Source organism: Sulfitobacter sp. L-8 (genome assembly GCF_056859255.1).
This window is the reverse complement of record NZ_JBSXOD010000035.1, coordinates 120,980-135,860: the sequence shown is the minus strand read 5'-3', so window position 1 is coordinate 135,860 and position 14,881 is coordinate 120,980. Positions and strand designations below refer to the sequence as shown.

14 protein-coding genes are annotated in these 14,881 nt (G+C 59.7%); 8 read left to right on the top strand and 6 right to left on the bottom strand.

The window, feature by feature from the left end; genetic code table 11:
• Positions 1 to 35: 35 nt before the first annotated feature.
• On the bottom strand, positions 36 to 1,265 hold the full coding sequence (locus AC13DE_RS04215) for a sigma-54-dependent transcriptional regulator (RefSeq protein ID WP_483047142.1): 1,230 nt from the start codon (positions 1,263 to 1,265) through the stop codon (positions 36 to 38).
• Positions 1,262 to 3,004 (bottom strand): ATP-binding protein, encoded by a 1,743-nt coding sequence (locus AC13DE_RS04210; protein WP_483047153.1) that lies wholly within the window; start codon positions 3,002 to 3,004, stop codon positions 1,262 to 1,264. The genes AC13DE_RS04215 and AC13DE_RS04210 overlap by 4 nt, the downstream gene beginning before the upstream one ends.
• Before the next feature lie 71 nt (positions 3,005 to 3,075).
• Here AC13DE_RS04210 and AC13DE_RS04205 point away from each other — a divergent pair, with 71 nt between their 5' ends.
• A complete protein-coding gene (locus tag AC13DE_RS04205) occupies positions 3,076 to 4,257 on the top strand; it encodes a cytochrome P450 (RefSeq protein ID WP_483047141.1) in 1,182 nt (393 codons plus the stop codon).
• Between the two features lie 6 nt (positions 4,258 to 4,263).
• On the opposite strand, the gene AC13DE_RS04200 is transcribed toward AC13DE_RS04205, so the two are convergent.
• Positions 4,264 to 4,725, bottom strand: coding sequence for an Lrp/AsnC family transcriptional regulator (locus tag AC13DE_RS04200; RefSeq protein WP_446313268.1), 462 nt, complete (start codon positions 4,723 to 4,725; stop codon positions 4,264 to 4,266).
• 141 nt (positions 4,726 to 4,866) lie between these two features.
• Between AC13DE_RS04200 and cysG the strand changes: the two genes are divergently transcribed.
• From cysG to AC13DE_RS04170, 6 genes are all read left to right on the top strand, one after another.
• Complete coding sequence (gene cysG / locus AC13DE_RS04195) at positions 4,867 to 6,261, top strand: siroheme synthase CysG (RefSeq protein WP_483047140.1); 1,395 nt, start codon at positions 4,867 to 4,869, stop codon at positions 6,259 to 6,261.
• Positions 6,261 to 6,557, top strand: coding sequence for a DUF2849 domain-containing protein (locus tag AC13DE_RS04190; protein ID WP_483047139.1), 297 nt, complete (start codon positions 6,261 to 6,263; stop codon positions 6,555 to 6,557). The genes cysG and AC13DE_RS04190 overlap by 1 nt, the downstream gene beginning before the upstream one ends.
• Positions 6,557 to 8,221 (top strand): nitrite/sulfite reductase, encoded by a 1,665-nt coding sequence (locus AC13DE_RS04185; protein ID WP_483047138.1) that lies wholly within the window; start codon positions 6,557 to 6,559, stop codon positions 8,219 to 8,221. The genes AC13DE_RS04190 and AC13DE_RS04185 overlap by 1 nt, the downstream gene beginning before the upstream one ends.
• Positions 8,211 to 8,999, top strand: a complete 789-nt coding sequence (locus tag AC13DE_RS04180) for a phosphoadenylyl-sulfate reductase (protein ID WP_483047137.1) — start codon at positions 8,211 to 8,213, stop codon at positions 8,997 to 8,999. The genes AC13DE_RS04185 and AC13DE_RS04180 overlap by 11 nt, the downstream gene beginning before the upstream one ends.
• Positions 8,996 to 9,397: a DUF934 domain-containing protein gene (locus tag AC13DE_RS04175; protein ID WP_446297056.1), complete on the top strand. Its 402-nt coding sequence runs from the start codon at positions 8,996 to 8,998 to the stop codon at positions 9,395 to 9,397. Before AC13DE_RS04180 ends, AC13DE_RS04175 begins: the two co-directional genes overlap by 4 nt.
• 72 nt (positions 9,398 to 9,469) lie before the next feature.
• Positions 9,470 to 10,306 carry a ferredoxin--NADP reductase gene (locus AC13DE_RS04170; RefSeq protein WP_446313263.1) on the top strand — a complete coding sequence of 279 codons (837 nt, stop codon included), beginning with the start codon at positions 9,470 to 9,472 and terminating at the stop codon, positions 10,304 to 10,306.
• Positions 10,307 to 10,414: 108 nt separating this feature from the next.
• Here AC13DE_RS04170 and AC13DE_RS04165 read toward each other — a convergent pair whose 3' ends face one another.
• The gene (locus AC13DE_RS04165) at positions 10,415 to 11,245 is read right to left on the bottom strand and encodes a hypothetical protein (protein ID WP_446297054.1); all 831 of its coding nucleotides are present in this window, start codon (positions 11,243 to 11,245) and stop codon (positions 10,415 to 10,417) included.
• 153 nt (positions 11,246 to 11,398) lie between these two features.
• On the opposite strand from AC13DE_RS04165, the gene infC reads away from it, so the two are divergent.
• The gene (infC, locus tag AC13DE_RS04160) at positions 11,399 to 11,998 is read left to right on the top strand and encodes a translation initiation factor IF-3 (protein WP_446306177.1); all 600 of its coding nucleotides are present in this window, start codon (positions 11,399 to 11,401) and stop codon (positions 11,996 to 11,998) included.
• Between the two features lie 104 nt (positions 11,999 to 12,102).
• Here infC and AC13DE_RS04155 read toward each other — a convergent pair whose 3' ends face one another.
• Together AC13DE_RS04155 and AC13DE_RS04150 are read right to left on the bottom strand one after the other, a co-directional pair.
• Positions 12,103 to 13,908 (bottom strand): OmpA family protein, encoded by a 1,806-nt coding sequence (locus AC13DE_RS04155; protein ID WP_483047136.1) that lies wholly within the window; start codon positions 13,906 to 13,908, stop codon positions 12,103 to 12,105.
• Positions 13,909 to 14,071: 163 nt separating this feature from the next.
• Complete coding sequence (locus tag AC13DE_RS04150; protein ID WP_483047135.1) at positions 14,072 to 14,863, bottom strand: FAD binding domain-containing protein; 792 nt, start codon at positions 14,861 to 14,863, stop codon at positions 14,072 to 14,074.
• Between the last annotated feature and the right edge of the window lie 18 nt (positions 14,864 to 14,881).

The window sequence follows — 14,881 nt, the reverse complement described above, 5'->3', positions numbered from 1 at the left end:
TTGTGCGAGATTCCGCACAGGTCGCCATCGGCAGATCAATGACGAAAATCCTCGGGTCGAATCCCGTATCTTGCCAGCTTGTCGTAAAAGGTCTTGCGCGGTACATGCAGGGCAAGGGCCGCAGCGCTGGCTTGCCCGCCTGCGCGTCTCAGCGCTGCGCGTAACAACGATTGTTCAACCTGCGCCATCTGTTCCGCCAACCCCAATTCAGTGTCAGCCACCGGGTCGTCGGCGACACCCATCACGAAACGCATCGCCGCCGACATCAGCGCACGTGCATTGCCCGGCCAATCGCGCGCCATCAAGCCGGCCACGATTTGCGGTGTGACCTCGGGCGCGGTGATCCCCGATTGTTCGGCGGCCTGATCCACGTAGCGGCGGAACATGGTGGGAATATCCTCCGGTCGTTCCGCCAGTGACGGAATACGCACCGTCATCACTTCGATCCTATAGTACAGATCTGCATGGAACCGTCCTTCGGAAACCAGCGTTTGCAGGTCACGGTTGGTCCCGGCTATCAAACGCACATCCGGCGCGCTCTCGAGAATTTCGATCAGGCTTAACTGGGATTGCGCAGGCAACGACGTGACTTCGTCCAGAAACAATGACCCGCCCGTAGCGCTTTGCAATGCCTCTGCGACCGCTATCGGCGTCAACCCATCCGCCGCGCGCTTTACAAAAGGGCCCTTGGACCGGGCTGACGACAGGTGAATGACCTCGGCTACCTTTGAAATGCCCGACCCATAAGGACCGGTGACCAGAACCTCGGCGGCGGCACCGGCAACGCGACGCACCTTGGCCCGTAAGCTTTCGGCAAGATCCGAGGACCCAAAGATCATACGCCCCGCAGGATCGCCGGTTTCGACGATCTGTAACAGACGGCGGTTTTCCAAGATCAACCCGCGGGTTTTCAACGCTCTTTCGGTTACGGCCAAAAGCTGTGCCGATGCGCAAGGTTTCTCCATGAAATCAAATGCTCCGGCTTCCATGGCGCGCACCGCCATCGGAATGTCACCTTCACCGGTCAACAAAATCACCGGCAGATCGGGGTCCTGGGCCTGCGCATATGCCAACAGGTGAAATCCATCACGTCCCGGCATGCGCATGTCGGACAGAACAACCCCGTCAAATCCGGCATTGATACGGTCTTTGGCCGCGACAAACGACCCGGCGGCAATCACGTTCATATCCGCAAGTTCCAGGGTTTGGGTCAATGCCTCGCGTACTGGCGCGTCATCGTCTACCAAAAGCACAGTTCTGTTCATATTGAGCTTTCCATCTCGTCGCCGGGTTCCAGCTGCACCGAAAACATCGCCCCGCCCCTGTCCAGATTGGACCCGCGAATATCACCGCCAAAGCTTTGGACGATCCCATAGCTGATTGACAATCCCAGACCCATGCCGCTGTCGCTCCCTACTGTCTTGGTCGTATAGAACGGGTCGAACACCTTGTCAGGCATTTCGATGCCCGGGCCCGTGTCACAGAACCTGACCGACACGACATCGCCTGTTTCGATGACGATCGACAGTTTCTTTATCCTACTTTCCGTCATGGCATCCGCAGCATTCGAGATCAGGTTCACAAACACCTGCCCCAAGCGCACTTCGCCGCCACGCACCCAAATAGGACCGGCTGGCGCCGCATAATCAAGGGAGACACCCGCCGCTTGCAGATAGCCATGGGTCATTTCAACAGCGCTGGCCACCGCCCGGGCGACATCTACGCGGGTTTGAGGCACGCTTTCTTGTCGCGCGAAGGCCCGCAGGTTTTGGATGATTCGAGCCATACGCGCGGCCATCTGGGAAATCCGCGTCAGGTTTTCCGAAGCCCGGTCAAATTTGCCGCGCTCCATGAATTGCACGGAGTTTTCGGCGAATGATCTGATCGCCATGAGCGGCTGGTTCAATTCATGGCTGATGCCCGCCGACATCTGTCCAAGGGCGGACAGCTTGCCGGCTTGTACCAGATCGGCCTGTGCCCGGCGCAATGCAGCCTGTGCTTCCTCGCGTTCGGTTGCTTCGCGGCGCAATTCGGTGTTGCTGGCGTTCAAGGCGGCAGTGCGTTTTGCCACCTGACGCTCCAGTCTGGTGTTGACTTCGAACAGGGTGCGTCGGCGTTCAGTCGCCAGGAACAGCAGCGCCCCGAACGCCAGACACAACGCCGCCACCGCAGCGGACTGTGACCATGCCAGACGACGCGCTGGCCCTGTATCAAGCAGCACCTCCCCGGTCATGCCGATCACCGGCAAGGATTGGGTAAGGTGCAGCGCCGTGTCGGGCAGATATGGGCCCCACTTCATGTTCCATATCTCATGGCCTTTGACCGTGACCGCGCTGAACTCACCCCACGCACCCTGAGGAGGCGTCAGCCCCACTGCCCCGTTCTTGCGTTGCCAAAACAGCAGTTCAGACCGATTGGCAATTTGCACCACCCCGTTATCATCGGTGAAAAACGCTGCCGGGTTGCTGCCGCGCCAGTCGTAATCGATACCGTTCAAATCGGTTGCGACAATCACCGCGCCCTCTACCCTGCCCAAATCGTTAAATACCGGGGCGGCGTGGAAATAAGCACGGTCGGTCAAGGGCATGTCCGGCCCATGTCCCCAGCCAAGCGCGCCGCCCAAAGCACGTCTTACAAAACGCCGGTCCAACACGGTCTCGTTCAAGGCGCTGCGGGACGACGCAAGGACGACACGCCGCGTGTCGATGACCTGCACATCCAGTGCGGCAGACTTGTCTGCGATCTTTTGCAAAAACGCCTGCCCCGCTTGCGGTGATGCCCCCCGCAACACAGCTTCGACCTGCGGATGGTCTGCCAGGAACACCGCAAGGTCGCGATACCGTTGCAGCTGTCCCACCAGCCTGTCGCTGGCCAGCGACAAGTCAGCCTGCCCGCGCGCACTGAGTTGATCCAACCCCTGAAGATAGGCAAAGCGCCAGACCCCGCCGGACAAGGCCAGAACGGTGATCAGGAATATCGTAAGTGTAACAGCGCGTCGGCGCATTCCGTGGCTCATGAAAGCCATTTGGCACAGACCGGTTTGCATTGACCAGAGCTGCGTATATTGCTGCACCGATGAAAACTCTTTGCCTTTCACCCCGCGATCCTGGTTTCATTCAAAACCCCTATGCCGTTTACGCGCGGGCGCGCGCCGACGGGCCGGTGCTTTTTTGGCAGGACTACGGTATGCTTGCGGCGTTTGACGCTGCCGCGGTTCACGCCCTGCTGCGTGACCGACGGCTGGGGCGCGAAGTGCCTTCCGATCAACGCCAGCCGACCCCCGCCCACATGGCAGATTTCTACGCCCTCGAGACCCATTCGATGCTGGAGCTTGAGCCCCCGTCGCATACGCGTTTGCGCGGGCTGGTGCTACGCGCTTTTACGTCGCGCCGGATCGCCGGGCTTGCACCCGAAATCGAAAAGATCGCTGCCGAGCTGCTCGCACGTTTTCCCCGCGATCCGTTCGATCTGATCCCCGCTTTTTGTACGCAATTGCCCGTGCGGATTATCGCACGCCTGTTGGGTGTGCCTGAAAACATGTGGCCTGATCTGTTGCGCTGGTCCAATGATATGGTCGCGGTGTATCAAGTCGGCCGGAGCCGCGTCACCGAAGATGCCGCTAACGCCGCGGCTGCCGAATTCACCACTTTTTTACAAGGCTACGTCGAACACCGCCGCCACGATCCACGCGATGACCTGATCACGCAACTGATCATGGCGGAGAAGAACGGCCAAAAGCTGAGCACGGACGAGCTGATCGGGACTTGTGTCTTGCTGTTGAACGCCGGCCACGAGGCAACAGTGCACGCACTTGGCAACGGGGTCGCCTGTTTACTGTCGAACCATACGCCCCTTGCAGCGCTGGCCGCTGACGCGGTCAACGCCACGGTCGAGGAAATCTTGCGATACGACCCGCCGCTGCATGTGTTTGAACGTTACGCCTACGAAGATATCGACCTGGGCGATGCCACCCTGAAGAGGGGTGACAAGATTGCGCTGGTTCTGGGGGCGGCGGGCCGCGACCCCGCGGTTTACGACCACCCCGACAGGTTTGACCCGGCGCGACCGGCCAGCGCCCACGCGGCGTTTGGCGGCGGGTTGCATTTTTGCGTGGGTGCCCCGCTGGCACGACTGGAAATGCAGATCGCCCTGCGCGCCCTGTTCGATCATGCCCCAGCCTTGCGTCTTGTCGAAAAGCCGCGCTTTGCCGATGCCTACCATTTTCACAGGTTCGAACGGTTGATCGTCCAGGTCTAGGTAATGCTACAACGGCAGCATGGTCGTGGATTTGATTTCTTCCATCGACAGCAACGCGGTAACGTTGTGCACACGCACCTCGGATATCAACGCCTGATAAAACACATCATAGGCACGCGCGTTCTTGACCCTTACCTTCAGGATGTAATCAATATCCCCCGCAAGCCTATGGGCTTCTTGAACCTCTGGTCGGTCTTTCAGCGCTTTCAGGAATGCCGCCTGCCATTCCGCCTCGTGGGCGGATGTGCGGATCAGAACAAAGAAACACGCCTCAAATCCCAATGCCTCGGCATCCAGCACCACCGTATGCTGACCGATCACCCCCGCGTCGCGTAATTTGCGAATCCGGTTCCACACAGGTGTCTTCGAACTGCCGACTTCGCGGGCAATATCATCCAACGACTGGCTGGCATCGCGCTGAAGCTGAGCCAAAATTTTCCGGTCTATATCATCGATCCGAACATCCATTCCGCTTTTCTCTTTCTCTTTGGTACTACGTTCTCACTGCTCGGCAAAACAGAACATTCGTCCTTATATATCCAGACATCTAGCGCCGTATTGGAATTATTTCCTATATATATCGTAAGCCAAGCGCAAGGACTGAAGCATATGGACCACTTCCCAATCTACTTGTCGACCAAGGGCCAGCGTATCGTGCTGTCTGGAGGTGGTGAGGCTGCGATGGCCAAACTGCGCCTGCTGTTGAAGACCCAGGCCAGGATCGACGTGTTCTCCCCCGCACCTGCGCCCGAAATCGCAGCCTGGGCCGAACAGCACCGCCTGACCTTGCATACCCGGGCGCTTCGCCCCGGTGATGTCCTTGGCGCTGCCCTGTTCTATGCCGCCGATGAAAATACTGCTGAAGACGCCCGCACCGCCGCGATTGCGCGTGCCGAAGGGGCCTTGGTCAATATCGTCGACAATCTGCACGACAGCGCTTTTATCACCCCCGCAATCGTGGACCGTGACCCCGTGACCATCGCCATCGGCACCGAAGGCGCGGCCCCCGTGCTGGCCCGTGCGATCAAGGCCGATCTGGAAGAGCGCCTGCCCACAACGCTGGGAACGCTGGCGCGGATAGGCAAGGGTTTCCGCAAGATGGCCGACGCCCTGCCCTTTGGCCGCCCGCGCCGCGATTTCTGGCGCGACTATTACTTTGGCGCTGGCCCCCGCGCCGTGGCGGATGGCAAGGCGGCCGTCGAAAACGCGCTGAATACGCTGCTGTCTGACCACCAGTCCCGCGCCGCGCGCGCCGGTCACATCGCCTTTGTCGGCGGCGGCCCCGGTGACCCCGAACTGCTGACCCTCAAGGCGCGCCGCGCGCTGGACGAGGCCGATGTGGTGATCTACGACCGGCTGATCAGCCCCGAGATCCTCGAACTCGCCCGCCGCGAGGCGCTGATGATCGACGTGGGCAAGGAAGGCTTCGGCCCCTCCACCGCGCAGGAAACCATCAACGATCTGCTGGTCGAACACGCGCAGGCGGGTGCCCAGGTGGTCCGTCTGAAATCCGGCGATGCCACCGTCTTTGGCCGCCTGGACGAAGAGATCGACGCCGTGGACGCCCATGGTATCGGCTGGCATATCGTGCCGGGGATCACCTCTGCTTCTGCCGCCGTCGCGGCCATCGGGCAAAGCCTGACGAAACGCGGGCGCAATGCCTCGGTGCGGTTCCTGACCGGCCATGACGTGAAAGGGTTCGCCGATCATGACTGGGCCGCTTTGGCCCGCCCCGGCGAGGTTGCCGCGATCTATATGGGCAAGAAATCCGCGCGGTTCATCCAAGGCCGCCTGCTGATGCACGGGGCCGACCGCAGCACGCCTGTCACGCTGGTCGAGAGCGCCTCGCGCGCGGATCAGCGGATTGTCGAAACCACGCTGGACCGTCTGCCCACCGACCTCACCGCGGCCAATCTGACCGGCCCCGCCCTGACTTTCTATGGGCTGGCACCCCGTGCCGCCGCCCGCGCCACCACCGAATTGTTTCAAGAGGAGATGGCATAATGGCCAAGCCCTTCACCCCCAAAGTCGTCACCGCCAATGCCTTGCTGGAAGGCGACGTGATCTACCAGACCGCCACCGGCTGGACCCGAAGATTGGAAGAGGCCGAAGTCCTGACCGACGAGGCCGTCGCCGATGTGCGTCTGATCGATGCGATCCAGCAAGCCGACCTGACCGTCGGGGCCTATCTGGCCGATGTCGACACCAACACAGACACCCCCAAGCCATCGCATTTCCGCGAAGCATTCCGCGCCAAGGGTCCAAGCAACTACACCCACGGCAAGCAGGAGGTTCAATAATGTACAGCTACACCGAATTTGACGATGCCTTCATCGCCGAACGCAATGCGCAGTTTCGCGCGCAGGTCGAACGCCGTATTGACGGCTCCCTGACCGAGGATGAATTCAAGCCGCTGCGCCTGATGAACGGGCTCTATCTGCAACTGCACGCCTATATGCTGCGGGTCGCGATCCCCTATGGCACGCTCAGCAGCCGCCAGATGCACAAGCTGGCCGATATTGCTGCCAAATGGGATAAGGGCTACGGCCATTTTACCACGCGCCAGAACATCCAGTACAACTGGCCCCAGCTGCGTGATGTCCCCGATATGCTCGACGCGTTGGCCGAAGTGAACATGCACGCCATCCAGACCAGCGGCAACACCATCCGCAACGTGACCGCCGACCATTTCGCCGGTGCCGCCGCGGATGAAATCGCCGATCCGCGCCCCGTGGCCGAACTGATCCGCCAGTGGTCCACCGACCATCCGGAATTCCAGTTCCTGCCGCGCAAGTTCAAGGTCGCTGTCTCTGGCGCGCCCCATGACCGTGCGGTGATCAAGGCCCATGACATCGGTCTTCAAATCGTCGAGAAAGACGGCGAGATCGGCTATCAGGTGATCGTCGGCGGCGGCCTTGGCCGGACCCCGATGATCGGCAAGGTGCTTTATGACTTCGTCAGCTCCGAAGACCTGCTGCCTACGCTCGAGGCCATCGTCTCGGTCTATAACCTGTTGGGCCGCCGCGATAATAAATACAAAGCGCGGATCAAGATCACCGTGCATGAAAACGGCATCGACGACATTCGCGCACGGGTTGACGCCCGCTATGCGCTGATCCGTCCGCAGTTCACCGGCGTCGACCAGCAGATGCTGGCGCGGATCGAGGCGGATTTCGCCAGCCCGACGTTCAAGACCGCCCCGACGGACGCCTATACTGCTTCCTATGACAGTGATCCCGTGTTCAAAAGCTGGGCCGACACCAATCTGACCGACCACCGCGATCCGTCCTACGCGATCGTGTCGATCAGCCTCAAGGCCCATGGCAAGACCCCGGGCGACGCCACCGCCGAGCAGATGCACCATATGGCCGAACTGGCGGCCGAATACGGCCATGACGAACTGCGCATCAGCCACGAACAGAACGTGATCCTGCCCCATGTGCACCGCGGCGACCTGCCCGCCTTGCACGCGGCGTTGAAAGAGGTCGGCCTTGCCACGGCCAATATCGGCCTGATCAGCGATATCATCGCCTGCCCCGGCATGGACTACTGCGCGCTGGCGACAGCCCGCTCGATCCCGATTGCCCAGGAAATCGCGACCCGCTTTGACGAGCTGAAGCTGGAACACGACATCGGTCCGCTCAAGATCAAGATCTCGGGCTGCATCAATGCATGTGGCCACCACCACGTGGGCCACATCGGGATTCTCGGGCTCGACCGCGCCGGTGTCGAAAACTACCAGATCACGCTCGGCGGCGACGGTACTGAAACCGCCACCATCGGCGAACGTGCGGGGCCCGGCTTTTCCGCCGATGACATCGTCCCGGCCATCGAACGCCTCGTACTCGGGTATCTGGCCCTGCGGACAGATGCGTCCGAAACCTTCCTGCAAACCTTCCGACGCCTAGGTCTCGCCCCGTTCAAATCGGCTCTCTACCCGGAAGCACGTGCCCATGCCGCGTGATCACCCCCAGCTTCCAAATGGCCAAAAAATCCTCCCCGAAGGGTCGGATCGCGTCACTGTGATGACCCATCAAGTAGATGTGCTAAACAGGTCCATGCGCCACCACAGTGCGACCGATGTGTTGCACGCTGCGGTTGAAAATGTGCCTGATCTGGCCTTGGTGTCCAGTTTCGGCGCTGAATCCGTGGCGCTGTTGCACCTCGCGTCGATGGTCCAACGCGACTTGCCCGTGTTGTTCATTGACACCGAAATGCTGTTCGCCGAAACGCTGGTCTATCAACAAGAGCTGAGCGAACGTCTGGGATTGCGCAATGTTTCGATCATCCGAGCATCGGATCCGGCCCGAACCGACCCTGACGGCACGTTGCATCAACGCAATCCCGACGCCTGCTGTGCCCTTCGCAAGACGGTGCCGCTTCAGCAGGCATTGACTGGATTTGACGGCTGGATCACCGGTCGCAAGCGGTTCCAGTCGGGCACCCGGGCCCACCTGCCGTTTTTCGAAATCGAAACGGCACCGGGTGCACCGGCCCGGATAAAGGTGAACCCGCTGGCGCACTGGCAGGCAGCCGACGTGGCTGATTACATAGATGAAAACCGTCTGCCGCGCCATCCGATGGTCGCCCGGGGCTATCCAAGCATTGGCTGTGCGCCATGTACCTCTGCGGTCAAACCCGGTGAAGACCCCCGGGCCGGTCGATGGAGAGACATTGAAAAAGACGAATGCGGCATCCATTTTGTAGACGGCAAGATGATCCGAACAGGAGCGAACTCATGACACAGCTGATTACCGACCAGGGTTTTGTCGTTGACGATTGGGCGACCGGTTATGCACCTCTCGCTGCGGCTCGGGATGCGATTGCCATCGACGTCGCCTCTGATGCACACCCCGATGACATTCCGCTGGCTGACAGCCTGCAAATGATACGGGTCGATTTCCCACACGCCGCGGATGGGCGTGGCTTTACCCTTGCACGGCAATTGCGATTGCGCGGCTACACCGGGCGCCTGCGGGCGCGCGGTCATGTGATCGCCGATCAATACGCCATGGTCAGACGATCAGGGTTTGACGAAGTCGAAATCCCCGACGACCTGGCGGCACGACAGCCGCAAGACCAATGGCTGGCCCGCGCCAATTGGAAAGACCACGACTATCAGTCACGGTTGCGCGGCTAAGACGGCCCTTTTCCTACCCCTTCTCTTCCCCTAAAGACAAAGGATACGCACCAAGATCGCGTAGTGACATTCATGACCGAGCAGAAACCAGTGACACAAACCAATGCCAAGCCAGTGCCAACGCTTCCCGACGCGCAGACCGTAACCTCTGTAAAGCACTGGACGGACAGTCTTTTTTCCTTTCGCGTGAGCCGGCCCGCGTCTTTGCGCTTCCGGTCCGGTGAATTTGTGATGATTGGTCTGCTGGGCGATCCCGACCCCAAGTCGGGCAAACAAAAGCCGTTGTTGCGCGCCTATTCCATCGCGTCGCCGTCCTGGGACGAGGAGTTGGAGTTCTATTCCATCAAGGTCCAAGACGGTCCGCTCACATCGAAGCTGCAACATATCCAGCCTGGCGATCAGCTTATCTTGCGGCCCAAGCCGGTCGGTACGTTGGTGCATGATGCACTTCTACCCGGCAAGCGCTTGTGGTTATTCGCGACGGGTACTGGGTTCGCGCCGTTTGCGTCATTGTTACGCGAACCAGAGACCTACGAAAAATTCGATCAGGTCATCGTGACCCATACCACCCGCGATGTGGCCGATCTGGAGTATAGCCAAACGTTGATAAACAGCCTCGACGACGACCCGCTTATCGGTGACCTTGTCGAGGGCAAGGTGGTCTATTATCCGACCACGACCCGCGAGCACAGTTCCAAGATGGGCCGCATCACCACGCTGCTGGAAAACGGCACCGTGTTCGAGGATCTGGGCATCGATGGTATCAATGCCGAGACTGATCGTGGCATGGTCTGCGGTAGCCTTGGTTTCAACAAGGACATCAAGGATATTCTCGAAGGCTTCGGCCTTGAAGAAGGGGCGAACTCCGATCCTCAGCACTATGTGGTAGAAAAGGCATTTGTCGGTTAATCGCGCGTATTGACCCTAGGCTGACAAGACGCGACAGCAATTATGGAAAAAAGACCGCGCTCTGGTGTTCCCGGGCGCGGTCTTTCGGTGCCTGATGTGCCGTAAAGCTTAAAGGTTCAAGGCTTGGCGCACCTGGATCAGTATTTCCCGCAGGGCTTCAGGGCTGGTTCCCGCCGCTTCAAGTCCGCGCTTCAACAAGGTCTTCTGGGTTGCAGGCAAATCTGACTCGTCGATGATCGTCTGTACCTTTTCCAGATCGAAACCGTCTACCGTTGTAAGCTGCTCGGGTGTGGCTGCGGTTGTTTCGGTATCGGTGGTGACGGTCGAGGGTGCTTGCGCGACGTCGCCTTCCGCATTGGCCTGAGCTTCCAGCCTGGCCTGAGCCGCGCCATCAATTTCCGCGACTACTTCGGACTGTGCAGCGGTGGCGGCCTGCTCGGTTGGCGTCACACCTTGGGGGGCCGTCTGGGACGACCCCGCGATTGTCGTGCTGGCACCGTTTGTTGCATTCTCCACATCATTGGTGGCGGCGACCTGCGCTTCGTCGGTGGCCGGGGCCGCCGTGGTTTCGGCGGTATCAGGTGTCGACGTCGTCACCGCGGTCGTCGGAGCACTATGATCCTGGGCAAGCTTTCTGGTCGCGGTGACCGCGTCTTCTGTGGCGGTGGCAGCGGCATCGGCCGCATCGGACGCAGCCTCTGATACCGCATCAGCGGCGGCCGCGGCAGCCTCGGCGGTCGCTTCTACTGCCGTTGCAACCGCCCCTCCGGTGGCTTCTACGGCATCGCCCACGACATCGGTCGCACTATCAAGAGCTTGCGGTGCATTTACCGCATTCGACGCATCGACAGCAATTTCCTGAACTGACCTGCCAGAGTACAGGATGTACCCCCCCAGAACGATCGCGGCCGCTATGATGATCCAGACGAAATTTTTCATGGTGAAAGTGTCCTTTTGAACATGGTCGTATTGGCGTGGAACATACTGTAAGGATGCTCAATTGACCAAATGTGCCCTCCAGCGGGCTGATGCAAGCAGTAAACCGCACTAATTGTGGGGTTAAGCCGCATTTTGCGACTTGAAGAAGGGCTTTTGCAGGTTTACCTTTCAACTTCGAATTCAGTCAACAATCAAAGGACGATCATCATCGCTCGCAGACCGCATAACGCGCCGCCCCAAAGAGACACTGGCCCGCGCATTAACGAAAATATCCGTTCGAATGAAATCCGCCTGATCGGTGCCGACGGCGAAAATGCCGGCGTTGTGACACCCGAACGCGCCATGGAAATGGCCGAAGAGGCTGGGCTTGATCTGGTCGAAATTTCGCCCAACGCCAACCCGCCCGTGTGCAAGATCATGGATTTCGGCAAATTCAAATACGAAACGCAGAAACGCGAAGCCGAAGCGCGGAAAAAGCAAAAGATCATCGAGATCAAAGAGATTAAATTCAGACCCAACACCGATACCAATGACTATGACGTCAAGATGCGTAACGTGTTCAAGTTTCTGGAAAACGGCGACAAGGTAAAGATCACTCTGCGTTTTCGTGGTCGCGAAATGGCTCACCAGAACTTGGGTCGCGAACTTTTGGAGCGGGTCTCGGAGGACACCAAAGAGGTCGGACGCGTCGAGAACTTTCCAAAGATGGAAGGCCGCCAGATGGTCATGCTGATCGGACCTCTGCCTAAGTAGGCTGCATCTTCCGGCACACAGGATAGACAGAAAAGATAAACGCTCCTGCAACAATGTGCAGGGGCGCTTTTTCGCTTTCAAACCCTTGGTGGTTCAGATGCCGATCACTGGCGCAGCAAACCGGTGATGTTGCGCACGACGGCACGGCGGTTGGCCGGCTCCGCAGTCAGCGTCGGCACCTTCAGGTTACTTTCGCCGTACCCTTGGGTGATCAGGTTAGCGGCCGGCACGTCGAAATATTCAGTCAACGCCAGGGCAACTGTTTCGGCGCGACGGTCTGACAAAGCCAGGTTATACCCCGCATCGCCGACGGCATCGGTATGGCCTTCGATCAGAATCACAGTACGCGGATCGTTGTGAACGGCGTCGCTGATGGCGGCACCGATCTTGGCCAATGCACGTGCCTGTTCCGGTTGGATCGCGGCCGAACCGGTGGCAAACCGCAGCGCGTCCAATTCTACCTCGGGTGCAAGAGCACGAACCTGGCGAATATCACGAACCTGTCGTAACGAGAACCGCTGCGTCTGGTTGTTGCGCAACTGTGTCGCCAAAGCGTTCCGCAAGGCTTCTTCGTCCTGCTGGCTGGCCAGTGTATCGTGCTGTTCCACACGTGGCAGTTCGTTGACAACCACGTTTTCCTCGGCACGCGTGTCGTCAAACAGAACAAATTCGTTTCCTTGCGGATCGACATTGATGCGGCGAAGCACCGTACCGTCGCGACCAAGGATCGTTACAACCTTGCTCCCGTCCGGCTTTGTCACAGTGGTCCGCGATGAACCGTCGTTAAAGGTCTCACGACGAACCTCGTCGCCGGTTTGGCGCAGCAATGCCGCGTCATCCTTCAGCACGCGCAGGTCACCGTTTGGATCCTGAACCACCAGGCGGTCGCCAGAGTTGCTCATCACCTTGGAACCGTTGTTCAATACAGACCCTACGGCAACGGCGCCCAGACCAAGCAACAGGGCTTTTTCGAACTTGCTCATACCATCGTCTTCTTTGGCGGGGGCAGTCGCTGTTGTATTGGCATTCGTCTGGGTGTTCAGGGTTGTCGAAAACTCCTGGCTGGAACTGCGCGTATCTTCGGCGGTGATCTCCTCGGTTACCACGTCGGCTTTGGCCGCGCCACTATCGGCGGCTTCAGCCGCGGCGGCAGCGGCGGCGGCTTCAGCCGCGCGCTGTTCCCGGCGTGCCTCCTCGGCAGCTTGCTGGGCCGCCAGGTCGGCTTCCGACGGGGCTGGCGTGGGAGCAGCTTCAGCCTGCGCCGACGGCGCGGTCGCGTTGGCTTCTGATTGGGCCGCAGCCTCGGCCGATTGACGGGCCTGCGCGTCGGCCTCGATCTGCGCGGCTACAGCAGCTTCGCGGTCGGCTTCGGCCTTTGCCTCGGCGTCCATCGCAGCCTGGGCTTCAGCGGCCTTCGCCTCTGCCGCAGCCTGTGCCTGAGCATCCTCGGCGGCTTTAGCTTCAGCAGCCTTGGCATCAGCAGCAGCTTGCGTTTCCGCGGCTTTGTCGGCGGCGGCCTGAACGGCGGACTCGGCATCGGATGCAGCTTTATCAGCGGCTGCCTGAGCTTCTGCCGCAGCGGAAGCTTCAGCGGCGGCTCTGGCCTTCGCCAAAGCTTGCGCGTCGGCGGTTGCCTGGGTTTCGGCGTTCACAATACCCGCAGTTCTGGCGGCCTCAGCCTTGAAGATTTCAGCCAGGGTACCATCCTCGCGAAGGGTATTGAGTTGTTCCGCATCTACAACTTCGGTTCCATCTGGCAAGGAACAAGGGAAAGTAGGCTGTGTCCCTTCCTCCATGCAGAATTCGGCGGAAGCCTGCGGATCGCTGACGGGTTGGGCGAAAGCGCCAACCGGCAACGCAAGTGCCACGCACATGGTCAATGAGGTAGTTGATTTCAAAACTCTATACATTTGTGTTCCTTACGGGTTGTGGGCGCCGTTCGGGCAGCGTTACCTGTTAACGCGGTCCGGGCCGGTTCCGTTCCATAACTCCACAAACATCATATCGGATTGAAACGACAAAGCCGCCCGCAGCTTCCTACGGACGGCTCACAGCTTCGCAAACGCCAGTGGTTCAGACTAAATCAAGAACGGCCCGCTTGGTCATGACACCCACCAGATGGGCGCGATACGCACCGGACCCGTGCAGATCGCTGATCATGCTCCCGCCATCCAGGGTTAATCCCTCCAGCGCCTTGGCGCTAAAGTCTGCCGAAAGCGCCGTTTCCGCCTCGGTCCACCGGAACACCCCATTCTCAGAAGCCCCGGTCACGGCCACCCGGACACCCTCGCTGAACTTGGCCACGAACGCCGCGACCAAAGGAAACCGCGATGCAGGCTGGATGAACTTCTCATAGCGCGCGTTCTCCGGAACCGGAAATTTTACCTCGGTGATAATCTCTCCCTCTTCAAGCGCGGTGCTGAACATTCCCTGAAAAAAATCATCCGCCTCTATTTCCCGAGAGTTGGTGACGATCGTCGCGCCACTGGCCAGGACCCCCGCCGGATAGCAAGCGGAAGGGTCGTTATTGGCCACCGACCCACCTATAGTGCCGCGGTTGCGTACCGCAGGGTCGCCGATCCGTGCCGCAAGGCTCGCCAATCCGGGATAATGCGGCTTGGCTTCCTCGGCGACAGCACGGTGAATGGTGCCCCCGCCGATACACAACCGCCCGTCGTCTGCCAAACGCACCCCTTGCATTTCGCGGATTCCGCTCAGCGACACCAGCACCGACGGCATCGCCAATCGCGCTTTCAAAGTGGGGATCAAGGTCTGCCCGCCACTCAACGGCTGCGCTTCATCCCGGCTCAACGCCTTGACCGCATCCGCGACACTGGTCGGCTTTTCCACGTCGAAATTATACATAATTTATCCTTCCAATCA

Coding starts and splice junctions, on each gene's coding strand:
- AC13DE_RS04215 (WP_483047142.1), bottom strand. CDS start 1,265: ATGAACAGAACTGTGCTTTTGGTAGACGATGACGCGCCAGTACGCGAG.
- AC13DE_RS04210 (WP_483047153.1), bottom strand. CDS start 3,004: ATGCGCCGACGCGCTGTTACACTTACGATATTCCTGATCACCGTTCTG.
- AC13DE_RS04205 (WP_483047141.1), top strand. CDS start 3,076: ATGAAAACTCTTTGCCTTTCACCCCGCGATCCTGGTTTCATTCAAAAC.
- AC13DE_RS04200 (WP_446313268.1), bottom strand. CDS start 4,725: ATGGATGTTCGGATCGATGATATAGACCGGAAAATTTTGGCTCAGCTT.
- cysG (WP_483047140.1), top strand. CDS start 4,867: ATGGACCACTTCCCAATCTACTTGTCGACCAAGGGCCAGCGTATCGTG.
- AC13DE_RS04190 (WP_483047139.1), top strand. CDS start 6,261: ATGGCCAAGCCCTTCACCCCCAAAGTCGTCACCGCCAATGCCTTGCTG.
- AC13DE_RS04185 (WP_483047138.1), top strand. CDS start 6,557: ATGTACAGCTACACCGAATTTGACGATGCCTTCATCGCCGAACGCAAT.
- AC13DE_RS04180 (WP_483047137.1), top strand. CDS start 8,211: ATGCCGCGTGATCACCCCCAGCTTCCAAATGGCCAAAAAATCCTCCCC.
- AC13DE_RS04175 (WP_446297056.1), top strand. CDS start 8,996: ATGACACAGCTGATTACCGACCAGGGTTTTGTCGTTGACGATTGGGCG.
- AC13DE_RS04170 (WP_446313263.1), top strand. CDS start 9,470: ATGACCGAGCAGAAACCAGTGACACAAACCAATGCCAAGCCAGTGCCA.
- AC13DE_RS04165 (WP_446297054.1), bottom strand. CDS start 11,245: ATGAAAAATTTCGTCTGGATCATCATAGCGGCCGCGATCGTTCTGGGG.
- AC13DE_RS04155 (WP_483047136.1), bottom strand. CDS start 13,908: ATGTATAGAGTTTTGAAATCAACTACCTCATTGACCATGTGCGTGGCA.
- AC13DE_RS04150 (WP_483047135.1), bottom strand. CDS start 14,863: ATGTATAATTTCGACGTGGAAAAGCCGACCAGTGTCGCGGATGCGGTC.